This is a genomic window from Microvirga tunisiensis, assembly GCF_009296175.1.
In the GTDB taxonomy this organism is placed as follows: Bacteria; Pseudomonadota; Alphaproteobacteria; order Rhizobiales; family Beijerinckiaceae; genus Microvirga; species Microvirga tunisiensis.
The window spans coordinates 16,265-28,904 of the sequence record NZ_VOSK01000063.1; the positions used below are offsets into that span (position 1 = coordinate 16,265).

11 protein-coding genes and 2 pseudogenes are annotated in these 12,640 nt (G+C 62.9%); 12 read left to right on the top strand and 1 reads right to left on the bottom strand.

The window, feature by feature from the left end; all coding sequences use genetic code 11:
* The first annotated feature begins 36 nt into the window (after positions 1 to 36).
* The 7 genes and pseudogenes from FS320_RS16980 to FS320_RS17010 all read left to right on the top strand — a co-directional run bounded on the left by FS320_RS16980 (position 37) and on the right by FS320_RS17010 (position 7,053).
* Positions 37 to 1,251: an amino acid ABC transporter substrate-binding protein gene (locus tag FS320_RS16980; RefSeq protein ID WP_152713016.1), complete on the top strand. Its 1,215-nt coding sequence runs from the start codon at positions 37 to 39 to the stop codon at positions 1,249 to 1,251.
* 21 nt (positions 1,252 to 1,272) lie between these two features.
* Complete coding sequence (locus FS320_RS16985; RefSeq protein WP_152713017.1) at positions 1,273 to 2,148, top strand: branched-chain amino acid ABC transporter permease; 876 nt, start codon at positions 1,273 to 1,275, stop codon at positions 2,146 to 2,148.
* On the top strand, positions 2,145 to 3,083 hold the full coding sequence (locus FS320_RS16990; protein ID WP_152713018.1) for a branched-chain amino acid ABC transporter permease: 939 nt from the start codon (positions 2,145 to 2,147) through the stop codon (positions 3,081 to 3,083). Before FS320_RS16985 ends, FS320_RS16990 begins: the two co-directional genes overlap by 4 nt.
* Positions 3,080 to 3,811, top strand: a complete 732-nt coding sequence (locus FS320_RS16995; protein ID WP_152713019.1) for an ABC transporter ATP-binding protein — start codon at positions 3,080 to 3,082, stop codon at positions 3,809 to 3,811. Before FS320_RS16990 ends, FS320_RS16995 begins: the two co-directional genes overlap by 4 nt.
* A pseudogene (locus FS320_RS49790) lies at positions 3,804 to 4,570 on the top strand (ABC transporter ATP-binding protein). Before FS320_RS16995 ends, FS320_RS49790 begins: the two are co-directional and overlap by 8 nt.
* Before the next feature lie 19 nt (positions 4,571 to 4,589).
* Complete coding sequence (locus FS320_RS17005) at positions 4,590 to 6,038, top strand: aldehyde dehydrogenase (RefSeq protein WP_152713025.1); 1,449 nt, start codon at positions 4,590 to 4,592, stop codon at positions 6,036 to 6,038.
* 175 nt (positions 6,039 to 6,213) lie between these two features.
* Positions 6,214 to 7,053, top strand: coding sequence for a 3-oxoadipate:acetyl-CoA acetyltransferase (locus tag FS320_RS17010; RefSeq protein ID WP_162003039.1), 840 nt, complete (start codon positions 6,214 to 6,216; stop codon positions 7,051 to 7,053).
* On the opposite strand, the pseudogene FS320_RS17015 reads toward FS320_RS17010, so the two are convergent.
* Positions 7,042 to 7,728: pseudogene (locus FS320_RS17015) on the bottom strand (fumarylacetoacetate hydrolase family protein); the annotation flags it as partial. The gene FS320_RS17010 and the pseudogene FS320_RS17015 overlap by 12 nt on opposite strands.
* Positions 7,729 to 8,084: 356 nt before the next feature.
* On the opposite strand from FS320_RS17015, the gene FS320_RS17020 reads away from it, so the two are divergent.
* From FS320_RS17020 to FS320_RS17040, 5 genes are all read left to right on the top strand, one after another.
* On the top strand, positions 8,085 to 9,107 hold the full coding sequence (locus FS320_RS17020) for an ABC transporter substrate-binding protein (protein ID WP_152713020.1): 1,023 nt from the start codon (positions 8,085 to 8,087) through the stop codon (positions 9,105 to 9,107).
* A complete protein-coding gene (locus FS320_RS17025; RefSeq protein WP_244627190.1) occupies positions 9,107 to 9,925 on the top strand; it encodes an ABC transporter ATP-binding protein in 819 nt (272 codons plus the stop codon). Before FS320_RS17020 ends, FS320_RS17025 begins: the two co-directional genes overlap by 1 nt.
* The gene (locus FS320_RS17030; protein ID WP_152713021.1) at positions 9,922 to 10,791 is read left to right on the top strand and encodes an ABC transporter permease; all 870 of its coding nucleotides are present in this window, start codon (positions 9,922 to 9,924) and stop codon (positions 10,789 to 10,791) included. The genes FS320_RS17025 and FS320_RS17030 overlap by 4 nt, the downstream gene beginning before the upstream one ends.
* A gap of 77 nt (positions 10,792 to 10,868) precedes the next feature.
* Entirely contained in the window at positions 10,869 to 11,573 is a 705-nt protein-coding gene (locus FS320_RS17035; RefSeq protein WP_152713022.1) for a GntR family transcriptional regulator, read from the top strand.
* 89 nt (positions 11,574 to 11,662) lie between these two features.
* On the top strand, positions 11,663 to 12,517 hold the full coding sequence (locus FS320_RS17040) for an ureidoglycolate lyase (protein WP_152713023.1): 855 nt from the start codon (positions 11,663 to 11,665) through the stop codon (positions 12,515 to 12,517).
* Positions 12,518 to 12,640 lie beyond the last annotated feature (123 nt).

A 12,640-nucleotide genomic window follows, 5' to 3' on the forward strand; every position in this document is an offset into this window, starting at 1 on the left:
ACGAGAGCCCTCGATCAGATTGCCCTGGAGGAAACCATGACCGGATATGTGACGCGGCGCCATGCCGTCGCCCTGCTTGCTGCCGCAAGCTGCCTTGTGGCCGGGGCTGCGGCCCAGGCCCAGAACTTCATCAAGATCGGATACGCGATCTCGAAGACGGGCCCGAACACGGGCGGGGCCAGCATCACCACGCTGCCGAACTACCAGCTCTGGGTGAAGGAGGTGAACGCCGCCGGCGGAATCATGCTGTCCGGCAAGCGGGTTCCGGTCGAGATCGTCGAGTACGATGACCGCAGCAACTCGGAAGAGGCCGTGAAGGCCGTCGAGCGTCTGGCGACCCAGGACAAGGTCGATTTCATCCTGCCGCCCTGGAGCACCGGGCTCAATCTGGCGGTCGCTCCGATCATGAACCGGTTGGGCTATCCGCACCTCGCCGTCACCACGAACACGGACCGGGCGCCGGAACTGGCGAAGAGATGGCCGAACGCCTCGTTCTGGCTGGGCTTGCCGTCCGAGATCTCCACCTCGTTCGTCGATCTCCTGACCAGGATGAAGGGCGAGGGCAAGATCGGCGCCGACGTGGCGATGATCGGCGTCTCCGATCAGTTCGGCATCGAATTGTCGACTGCCGCCCGCAACGCCCTCAAGAAGGCAGGCTTCAATCTCGTCTACGACAAGTCCTATCCCGCCGGCACCCAGGACGTTCAGCCGCTCCTCAAGGACGCGATGGCGGCCAGTCCCGACACCTTCATCGCCTTCAGCTATCCGCCCGATACCCTCGGCGTGACCGACACGGCGAAGGTGCTCAACTTCAACCCGAAGGTGTTCTTCGTCGGGGTCGGCACGGCGTTCCCGATCTACAAGCAGCGCTTCGGCGAGAACGCCAACGGCGTGATCGGCATCGGCGGCTGGAACGCGGATTCACCGGCGCTCAAGGACTATTTCAAGCGCCATACGGAAGCCGTCGGGCGCGAGCCGGACCGCTGGGCGAGCCCGATCACCTATGCGAGCCTCCAGGCCCTGCAGCAGGCCATCGAGCGCGTCGGCAAGATCGACCGGGCCGCCGTGATCAAGGAACTCCAGAACGGTACGTTCGATACGGTCATCGGCAAGGTGAAGCTCGAAGGCGGACTGCTCAAGGACGTCTGGAGCGTCGGCCAGTGGCAGAACGGCGAGTTCTACGGCGTTGCGCCCGCCACCAAGGAAGGCGCCCGCCCGGTCGTTGCTCCCAAGCCCGCCTGGAAGCAGTAACCCGCGCCCCATGAGATCGTCATGCTGATCGTCGACATCATTCTCGGCGGGCTGATCCTTGGCGGCATGTATGCCCTTGTCGCCATGGGCCTCACGCTTCAATACGGCGTCGCGCGGATCATGAACCTCGCCTATGGCGAGGTTCTCATCGCCGCGGCCTTCGCGTCCTACGTGCTTTTCACGAGTTTCGAGCTCAGTCCGCTCGTCGGAATGCTCCTGGTGCTGCCCGCGGGCTTTATCGCAAGCTGGCTGATCTACCAGGGATTGCTGATGCCTCTGGTGCGTCGCGCCAAGACCAGGGATGCCCTCGAGGTCGATTCCATTCTGGCGACATTCGGCCTGCTGTTCGTCGTGCAGGGCATCGCCTTCGTGCTGTTCGGCGGGCAGTACTACAGCTATTCCTACCTTTCGATCCCGATCACCATCGCCGGGTCGACGATTGCCGTGAACCGGCTGATTGCCTTCGATTTCGCGGTTGGCTTGAGCCTCATTCTCTACACGGCGCTGATGCGGACCCGCACGGGCACCGCGATCCGGGCCGTCGCCGTCGATCCGACGGCGGCAAGCCTCGTTGCCATCGACGTCAGCAGGGTCGCGGGCCTCGCCTTCGCGCTGGGTGGCGCCATGTGCGCGGCCGGGGGCGTCCTGGTCAGCATGTTCCTGACCTTCAATGCGGCGATGGGCGTCGCCTTCACGATGAAGGCCCTGATCGTCGTCATCATGGGCGGTGTCGGAAACCTCCTCGGCGCGCTGGTCGCCGGCCTGCTCCTGGGCCTGGTCGAGACCTTCGTCGCGCGGCTCATCGATCCCGGACTGACGCTTGCCGCCACTTTCATCCTGTTTCTGACGGTGCTGCTCGTCCGGCCGACCGGGCTTTTCGGGAGGGCCGGCCGATGAGATCGAACACGATGCCCGTTCTCCTCGTTGCCGGCGCGCTGCTCGCGCTCGGTCTGGTCCCGTTCCTGGGCTCCGGCTACCATCTTGCCGTTGCCATCGGCATCCTGAGTCAACTCGTGCTCGCAACCGCCTGGGCGCTCTTCTCCGGCACCACCCGCTACGTGTCCCTGGCCACCGTCGCCTTCTTCGGCATCGGCGCCTACACGGTCGCGGTGCTCGGGGAAGTTCTTCCCTGGCCTGTGGTTCTGCTCACCGCAGCGGCCATCGGCATCGCCGTCGCCGTCCTGGTCGGTCTGTCGACCCTGCGGCTGTCGGGTGTCTATTTCGTGATCTTCACCTTCGGCCTCGCCGAACTGATCCGCCAGCTCGTCACCTGGTTCGAGGTGAACGTCAGCCAGTCGATGGGGCGCTATGTCTTCATCGACATCACGCAGGAATCAATCTTCTGGCATCTCTTCGCATTGGCCTGCCTGGCCTTCCTGGTCGGATGGCTCATCCAGCGCTCGCGTCTGGGACTGGCCCTGCGCGTGATCGGAGATGACGAGACGGTCGCCCGTCACTGCGGAATCGACACGACCCGCGCCAAGCTCCTGCTCTTTGCCGTCAGCGCCGCCTTCATGACCCTGACGGGCGCCATCATGGCGCCGCGCTGGACCTATCTCGACCCGACGATTGCCTTCAATCCGGTGGTCTCGTTCCAGGTCCTGATCATGGCGCTGCTGGGAGGGGCTCACCGCCTGTGGGGACCGCTGCTCGGCGTGGTCCCGCTGGCCATCCTCTTCGAGGTTCTCGGGGCGAATTTCCCGAACTATTTCAGCATCCTTCTCGGCCTCGTCTTCATGCTGATCGTCTATGGCGTTCCCAATGGCGTTGCGGGATTGATCGAGCGCACGAAGCTGAAGCCGCTCCTGCTGCGGACCAGGAGACCCGCATGACCGAAGCTCTTCTCCAGGTCGAAGGCCTGACCCGCAGGTTCGGCGGCCTCGTTGCCGTGAACGGGCTGAGCATGACGGTGGGGCCTTCCGAGATCGTCGGGCTGATCGGACCGAACGGTTCGGGCAAAACGACCGCGCTCAACCTCCTGTCCGGCGCCCTGAAGCCGGATTCCGGCGCGATCCGCTTGGCGGGCAAAGCCATCGACGGATTGCCCGCTCACAAGATTGCCCGCCTCGGCCTCGCCCGGACGTTCCAGCTCGTGCGCGTGCTGCCGTCGCTCGATTGCGTGGAGAACGTGAAGGCCGGATTGGCCTTCCGCGAAAGGCCGCTCTGGGGCGAGGCCGCGACGGAGGAGGCGATCCGGCTGCTTCGCCGGGTCGGGCTCGGCGGCAAGGTGGATCACGCCGCGTCCCAACTGACCTATATCGATCAGAAGCGCCTCGAACTCGCGCGAGCCCTGGCTCTGGCACCGAAGCTGCTCCTGCTCGATGAATGGCTTGCAGGCCTCAACCCTTCGGAGCTGCAGGACGGCATCGCCCTGATCCATTCGCTGCGCGACGAGGGGCTCGCGATCATCCTGGTGGAGCACGTCATGGACGCCATCCGTTCCCTGTGCGACCGATGCGTGGTGATGAGCGCTGGAACCGTGATCGCGGCCGGTCCGCCGGCTTCCGTGCTGGCCGACGTCGAGGTCATCCGGGCCTATCTGGGAGATCCCGATGCTTGAGGTCACGAATCTCACCGTCGCCTACGGGCTGCATCGCGCTCTCGAGCAAGTCGACCTGCGCATCGGCCGATCCGAGATCGTCGTCATTCTCGGCGCCAACGGAGCGGGCAAGTCCTCACTGCTGAACGCCATCGCCGGGATCGTGCCGTCTCTTCCAGGCAAACGGATCACGCTTTCGGGACAGGATCTCTCCTTCCTGCCGCCTCACCGGATCGTCGAGGCCGGGTTGGCGCTCGTTCCTGAAGGGCGCGGCATCTTCGGCGATCTCACCGTCCGGGAGAACCTGCGCCTCGGCGCCTATCCGAGCGATCCCGATCGAGCGAGAAGGACATCCTGGAGCGTGTCCTCACCCTGTTTCCGCGCCTCGCCGAACGCTTGGGCCAGACGGCGCGGACCATGAGCGGCGGCGAGCAGCAGATGGTCGCGATCGGACGGGCGCTGATGTCGAAGCCGGACGTGCTGCTGCTGGACGAGCCGTCGCTCGGCCTGTCGCCGCTCATGTGCAAGGAGCTGTTCGGCGCTCTCGCGCGAATTCGGGAGAGCGGTGTCGGCGTCCTGCTGGTCGAGCAGAACGCGCGCCAGAGCCTTGCCATCGCGGACCGGGGCTATCTCATCGAGACAGGGCGGATCGTCGGCGAAGGCCGCGCGGCGGATCTTCGCGACGACCCGGCCGTGCGCCGCGCCTATCTCGGCGGAACATCGAACGACAGCGAACCCAATGCCAAGCCGGTTACACCTACATTCTTCCCATTGAGCTGAACGCGGAGCAGCAGACATGATGGACATCAATCTTCTCATCGACGATCGTGACGTGGCCGCCTCCACCGGGGCGACCTTCGAGCGGCGGGATCCGATCACCGGCGATGTTGCAAGCCGCGCCGCGGCCGCGAGCGTCGCCGATGCGCAGGCCGCCGCCGACGCAGCGGCAGCGGCTTTCCCGGCCTGGTCCAAGCTCGGCCCCAATGCCCGACGCTCGGTGCTCCTGAAGGCGGCCGATCTCCTCGAGGGCAGGGCAGCGGAGTTCGTGAACCTGATGGCGACCGAGATCGGCGCGACCGCCGGCTGGGCGCAGTTCAACGTGAAGCTCGCGGCCGGCATGCTCCGCGAAGCGGCATCGCTGACGACCCAGATCACGGGCGAGATCATTCCGTCCGACAAGCCGGGCTGCGTCTCCATGGCGGTGCGTCAGCCGGCCGGCGTCGTTCTCGGCATCGCGCCATGGAACGCGCCTGTCATCCTGGGCGTCCGCGCCGTCGCGACGCCGCTCGCCTGTGGCAACACGGTCGTGCTGAAGGCCTCCGAGATCTGCCCCGGCACCCATCACCTGATCGGAGCCGTTCTTCGGGAGGCCGGCCTTCCGGCGGGTGCCATCAACGTGATCACCAACGCGCCGGAAAATGCGCCCGAGATCATCGAGGCCCTCATCGCGCATTCGGCCGTGCGCCGGATCAACTTCACCGGCTCGACACGGGTCGGCCGCATCATCGCCGAGACCGCGGCGCGCTTCCTGAAGCCGGTGCTCCTGGAACTGGGAGGCAAGGCCTCGCTGGTCGTTCTCGACGACGCCCATCTCGATGCCGCCGTCGCGGCGTCGGCGTTCGGCGCCTTCATGAACCAGGGTCAGATCTGCATGTCGACCGAGCGCATCGTCGTCGACAATGCCGTGGCGGACGATTTCGTCGCCAAGCTCGCGGCAAAGGCGGAATCGCTCCAGGCCGGCAACCCGCGTCATGGCAATTTCGCCCTCGGCTCGCTGGTCGGCGTGGAAGCCGCCGAGCGGATCGGCGGCTTGGTCAACGATGCCGTTTCCAAGGGCGCCAAGCTCCTCGCGGGCGGCCGGGTCGATGGCACCGTCATGTCCGCAACGGTGCTCGACCATGTCACTCCGGCCATGCGCCTTTACGGCGAGGAATCCTTCGGCCCGGTCGTCTGCGTCATCCGTGCGACGGGTGTGGAGGAGGCGGTGCGGATCGCCAACGACACGGAGTATGGCCTGTCGGCCGCCGTCTTCGGCCGGGACATCACCCGCGCCCTCGAGGTGGCTCACAGGATCGATTCCGGCATTTGCCACATCAATGGCGCGACGGTGCACGACGAGGCCCAGATGCCTTTCGGCGGCGTGAAGGCGAGCGGTTACGGCCGGTTCGGCGGCAAGGCCGGGATCGCCGAATTCACGGAACTGCGCTGGATCACCATCGAGACGGGCCCGCAGCATTTCCCCATCTGAACAGGGCCTGCCGTGTTTCGGGGCTCGTCGTCTGCCGCCTTTCAGGGGCGGCAGACGGCGCCGACGGTCCCGGCGGTCGGCGTGGAAATTTCGCCTGTTCGGCTCGCTTGCCCGGGGTGGTGCTCTATGTGCGGGTGGAGCCCATGCGGCCCGGATTCCGGTCGGGAGAGAATTCGTGAAGCCTGTCATCATCGCCGTTGCGATCACGGGGTCGGTCCCGCGCAAGAAGGACAATCCGGCTGTGCCGATCACGCCGGCCGAGCAGATCGAGTCGACCCAGCAGGCCTATGAGGCCGGCGCCACCCTCGTTCATATTCACGTGCGCAACGATGACGAGACGCCCTCGTCGGATCCGGAACGCTTCGCCGCCGTGCAGGCGGGGGTCGCCAGGCATTGCCCGGGCATGATCATCCAGTTCTCGACCGGCGGGCGAGGGCGTGACCCGAGCCAGCGCAGCTCCGCCCTCGGCTTGCGTCCCGATATGGCCTCGCTCTCGACAGGCTCCGTGAACTTCCCCTCCATCGTCTACGAGAATCACACATCCCTGGTCGAGGAGATGGCCGGCAAGATGAAGGCGCTCGGCATTCGCCCGGAGATCGAGGTCTTCGACCTTTCCCATCTGCACGGCGCCAGGCGTCTGGCCGACAAGGAACTGCTCGACGATCAGCCGCACATCCAGTTCGTCATGGGGGTGCAGAATGCGCTGCCGGCGGAGGAGCGGCTGCTCGACATTCTTCTCAAGGAAGCCAGGCACCTCTTTCCGAATTCCACCTGGACCGCCGCCGGAATCGGCCGGCATCAGGCGAAGGTCATGGACTGGGCCCTCGTCCGGGGGGCGGACGCGGTCCGCACCGGGCTCGAGGACAATATCCGCATCACCAGGGAACGGCTCGCTTCCAGCAATGCGGAACTGGTCGAGCATGCGGTGCTTGCCATCGAGCGGCACGGTCACCGGATCGCCACGCCTGAGGAGGCGCGTGCTCTGCTCGGCTGCCAGCCGGTCACCGCATCTTAGGGTCCCGAGCCTGTCAATTGAGCCCACAAGTTCATTTCCTGGCACCACTGGCCCTACGCCGGCCGGAGTGCCAGTCAGAATGATGTCTCCTGCCTGCAGCATGAAATACTTCGATAGATTGGCGATGATCTCAGGCACTTTCCAGATCATGAGGCTGAGATCCGAGTCCTGCCTCGTTTCTCCGTCGACTGTCAGTCGTATCGATCCCTCTTGGATGTGCCCGACCTGCTCGACCGGGTAGATCTGACCGCAGGGGCAGGAATGGTCGAATGCCTTGCCTGCCTCCCAGGGCAGACCGCTCTTGCCGAGATCCATTTGAAGATCCCGCCGCGTCATGTCTAGGCCGATGCCATAGCCGTAGATATGGTCGAGCGCTTCCGCGACCGGGATATCGCGCCCACCCTCCTTGAGCGCAACGACAAGCTCAAGTTCGTAATGGTAGTTCCTCGTCATAGGCGGATAGGGGATCGAGCTTCCGTCCAGAACGATGCTGTCCGCCGGCTTCTGGAAGAAGATCGGCGGGTCGCGTGCCTCGTCTCCGCCCATTTCACGGACGTGCGCGACGTAGTTCCGCCCGACGCAGTAAATCCTCCGGACCGGGAACTTCTGAGATGTTCTCGCGACCGACAGAAGGGCACGAGCCGGTGGCGTGATCACGCATGCATCTGTGTCCATTATCCTCTTCCTCCCTCGTGGCGTCTGTTCTCATGGGACCTGCCTAGAACATCCGAATTCGGGCCGAATCGCAAATAAAATGTATTTTCTTGGTCCGAAGTACGGTTGATCTTTAGTCTACTCCTGTCACCAAGTTGCTTAGCAAGTGCAGTAATTTGGCTGCGCTGCAAAATAAAGATCAGCAATGACTTATAGATGCTTCATCTCGTCCGGTTTTAACGCACTGCAACATTAAAGGTTACTGGAATAAAGATCATACATTTTTTGACATTCAGTCGGATGTCTTACATCATTGAGACGCCGCGTTAAACGCAGGCATTGCCAAAGAGCAGCATAATGCAGGAGAGGAAACGTCGATGAAGATGAGTAAAGCTCTCGGTCTCGCTGTGACGCTTGCGCTCGCCCCTTGGGCGATGAGCGTCGCCAGGGCGCAGAATGCCTCCACGAAGATCACGGTCGTTCTTCCAAACCCATCGGCCGTCAACAACTTCCCGCTCTATGTCGCGGTCGGCGAGAAGATGTTCGAGAAGGAGGGGCTCGATGTGAGGATCGAGGCCGTCGACGGGTCTTCGCAGGTTCTTCAGGCGATGTCTGCTGGTCAGGCGCAGATCGGCCAGCCCGGCCCGGCGCCGGTTCTCGCCGCAAGAGCCCGCGGCGTCGATGTGGTCTTCATCTACAATCACTTTGCGAAGTCGGTCTTCGGCGTGGTGGTTCCCGAGAAATCTGCCATCAAGTCGCCAGCCGATCTCAAGGGAGCGGTGATCGGCGTCGGCACGGCCGATGGCGCCGAGGTTGGCTTCACCCGCGCCATCCTCACGGATTTGAAAATGAGCGAGGGCAAGGACTTCACGTTCCTGCCGGTCGGCGACGGCGGTCTTGCGGCAGCGGCATTCCTGCGCGGTGACGTCAAGGCCTATGCAGCTGCCGTGAGCGATGCAGCCATCATGGAAACGAGAGGGATCGATCTGCGGGAAATCACGCCCGAGCAGTATCTGAGCTACTTTGGCAACGGCTATGCGGCCATGAAATCCTTCATCGACCAGAACCCACAGGCCGTGGAGAAATTCGGCCGTGTCCTTGTTCAGGCGACGGAGTTCGGCTTGAAGCCGGAGAACAAGGAGAAGGTCCTGCAGCACACCAAGGCCGGAAATCCGCAGGAGGGCGAGGACACCAAGCTGTCGGCTGCCTTGTTCGAGCAGGTGAAGGACCGCATCACGCCGTTCGATAAGTCAAAGGGCTGGGGCTATCAGCCGCCGGAGCACTGGGAGCTTTGGCACAAGAGCGCTGTGGCCTCAGGTGTTCTGAAGGCTCCGCTGCCAGATCTGAAAGCAGCCTATACCAACCAGTTCGTCGACACTTGGAACAAGGGTGCGAAGTGATGGCGGTACTTTCAATGGCTGGAGAAGCTGTTGCTCCGGTCGGCTTCCTGGGCCGACCGGTGTTTGAACTGCGGGGCGTGAGCAAGACCTTCGCCAGACGCAATGTCCAAGCGCTCAATAAGGTTGATCTGGTGCTGCGGGAGGGCACTTTCTCATCAGTCATCGGACCAAGCGGGTGCGGGAAGTCGACCCTTCTCAAGATCATGGCGGGCCTGCAGCCGCCATCGTCGGGCAGCGTCGTTCTTCAAGGCAAGCCGGTCATGGGACCGCGCCGGGACATCGGCATGATGTTCCAGCAAGCCACTCTGTTCCCCTGGCGGACGACCATCGAGAACATCGTGCTTCCAATCGAGATCCGGGATGGTAAGGCGGCAGCCCGCGCCAAACATGATCAGGCGCGTCAACTCCTGGATCTCGTCGGCCTGAAGGGCTTCGAGACAGTCTATCCGAGCGAACTCTCCGGCGGCATGGCTCAGCGCGCCGCGATCTGCCGCATGCTGATTACCGAGCCTGCGGTCCTGCTGCTCGATGAGCCCTTCAGCGCGCTCGACGAACTGAGCCGCGACTTCATGAACATGGAGCTGCAGAGGATCTGCCTGGAGCGCAATGCCACGTCGTTCCTCGTGACACACTCGATTGCCGAGGCAGTGATCCTCTCCGATGTGGTGTATGTGATGTTGCCCCGGCCCGGGCGCTTCGTCGAGGCGATTACTATCGATCTGCCGAGACCGAGGACCCTGGACATGATGTCCGATCCACGTTTCGGCGCCCTCGTCCACCGCATCCGCAGCCATCTCGACAAGGGAGCGTTCCAATGACGCAAGCACAGGGTGTTGTTGTTGCTTCCGCTATCCCCGAACAGACAGTTTGGGCCGAGCGCGTCTCCTGGATCGACCGGGTTCCGCGTTGGGTATCGATGCTCGCGCTCTTGATTGGCTTCCTGATCGTGTGGCAGGTCGTCTATCTCATCGAACTGGTTTCGCCGATCATTCTTCCGTCCCCGCTCGAGACCATCGAGGATCTTTTCGTCGTCGGAAGGAATCTCCTGACAGGCGACTATATGCTCATGGCCCTTTGGATCACGACGCAGGAGGTGCTCCTCGGCTTCGTGATTGCTGTCGTGCTCGGCTTCGGCCTCGGTGTTCTCGTGGGCGAGACAGCATTTGGCGAGCGGGCTGTCATGCCCTATCTCGTGGCCATCAACACCATGCCGAAGGTGGCGTTTGCGCCTCTCTTCGTGTCATGGTTGGGCTTCGGCATAGCATCGAAAGTGGCCCTAGCCGCCTTCATAGCCTTCTTTCCGGTCATCGTGGGCACGGCGGCAGGCTTGCATGCCGCCGACCAGAACGCCCGTATGCTGTTCAAGACGATGGGGGCGAGCCGTTGGCAGGCTCTGATGCAGCTGAAGCTCCCCATCGGGATGCCCCATTTCTTCTCCGGACTGAAGAACGCCGCCGTGCTCGTCGTTGTTGGCGCGGTGGTGGGCGAGTTCTTGGGCGGCGGCAAGGGTTTCGGCGAGCTGATCCGCGTTGCGGCGGCTCAGCTCAATACGCCACGCGTGTTCTCGCTGATCATCTACCTCAGCCTGCTTGGACTGGCGACATTCTGGGTTGTAGCCTGGGCTCAGCGCCGATTCGTCTTCTGGCACAAGGAGAGCGTCACAGAGGAGACTCTTGCGCAATAGGAGGCGTATCCCGGCGGTTGACCTTCATCGGCCGCCGGGACATTCCGCTTGGAACCAGAATCTGCGCGGGTTGCATCATGAACAAGATTGAAAAAATAACTGCGGCAACCTCGGTTTACGAGAGACTTCGCCAGGACATCCTCAATGGCGGATTGCGGCCAGGGCAGAAGCTCCTGATCGACTTCGTTTCCGAACGGTATGGAGCTGGCCTCAATCCTGTCCGTGAGGCCCTCAACCGTCTCTCGTCCGAGGGACTCGTCGAGCGGAAGGACCAGCGCGGCTTCTTCGTGCCGCCTGTCAGCATCGAAGGCTGGCGCGAGTTGGTGAAGACCCGGTGCTGGCTTGAGGGAAAGGCGCTCGAAGAATCCATCAGGAATGGCGACCAAGCCTGGGAGGAGCGCATCGTCGTGTCTTTCCACCACTTTTCGCGTACGCCATGGAAACTGTCCGAGCAGGATACGAGCACCAATCCTGCCTGGGAGGAACGGCATCGGACGTTCCACCTTGCCCTCATCGCTGCATGCGGCTCCTCGATCCTGATCGGGATCTGCAAGGACCTGATGGATCAGGCGCAGCGCTACCGTTTCATCTCGGTGGCATCGTCCCACCGCCACCGGAATACCTTGGAGGAGCACCGCGGAATCACGGAGGCCGTCCTCGACCGTAAGACCGATTTGGCTGTCGAGCGACTCGTCGAGCATTACCAGACAACGCTCAGGCACATTGAAGACCAGATTCAGCCCGCACCCAAAGTTAGGTTCGATCCAACTTTGCTCGATTAACAGAAGCGGAAGCATCCAGGCAGGCTGCTTCTCGATCGAGAGATCACTCATTTTTCCACACCACACGCTCAGAGGAGCAAGGAAGTCCCATGAAGCTGCTGCGCTACGGCTTTCCCGGCCAAGAAAAACCCGGCCTTCTCGACCAGAATGGCAACATTCGAGACCTTTCCGGTATCGTCTCGGACATTGCGGGTGATGTGCTTTCATCCGCCGGCCTCGAGCGGCTGCGCAGCATCGATCCATCCACTCTGCCGCGCGTCGAGGGCGATCCGCGCATCGGCCCCTGCGTTGGACAGGTCGGCAAGTTTATCTGTATCGGCCTCAACTATTCCGACCATGCCGCCGAATCGGGAATGGCCGTTCCGCCCGAGCCCATCATCTTCATGAAGGCGACGAGCGCCATCTGCGGTCCGGACGACGGGATCGAAATTCCACGTGGATCGGAGAAGACAGATTGGGAGGTCGAACTCGGTATCGTGATCGGCAAGGCCGCCAAGTACGTGGAAGAGGCGCAGGCGCTCGAGCATGTTGCCGGTTACTGCGTCGTCAACGATGTCTCCGAGCGCTCCTTTCAGATCGAGCGCTCAGGACAATGGACTAAGGGAAAGAGTGCCGACACCTTCGGCCCTCTCGGCCCCTGGCTTGTGACACGCGACGAGATCCCGAATCCGCAGAATTTGCGCATGTGGCTCGAAGTAGACGGAAAGCGCTTCCAGGATGGCAGCACGGAAACCATGGTCTACGGAGCGGCATTCCTGGTGAGCTACTTGAGCCAGTTCATGAGCCTCCAGCCAGGAGACGTGATCGCTACCGGCACTCCTCCGGGCGTCGGCATGGGCCTGAAACCCCCCGTGTATCTGCGTCCTGGCAATCGTGTTCGGCTGGGCATCGAGGGACTCGGTCAGCAGGAGCAGCTTGTCCGGAGCTGGAACAGGCAGGGCTAGGGCGTGTCTGCAAAGGGGTTCCATGAGGAGCTTGGGGTTCCCATTTATACAACGTGACACGTTACGAGTTGACGGACCGGCAGTGGCAGCGCCTTGAGCCGCTTCTGCCGCCCGAGCGGCCGC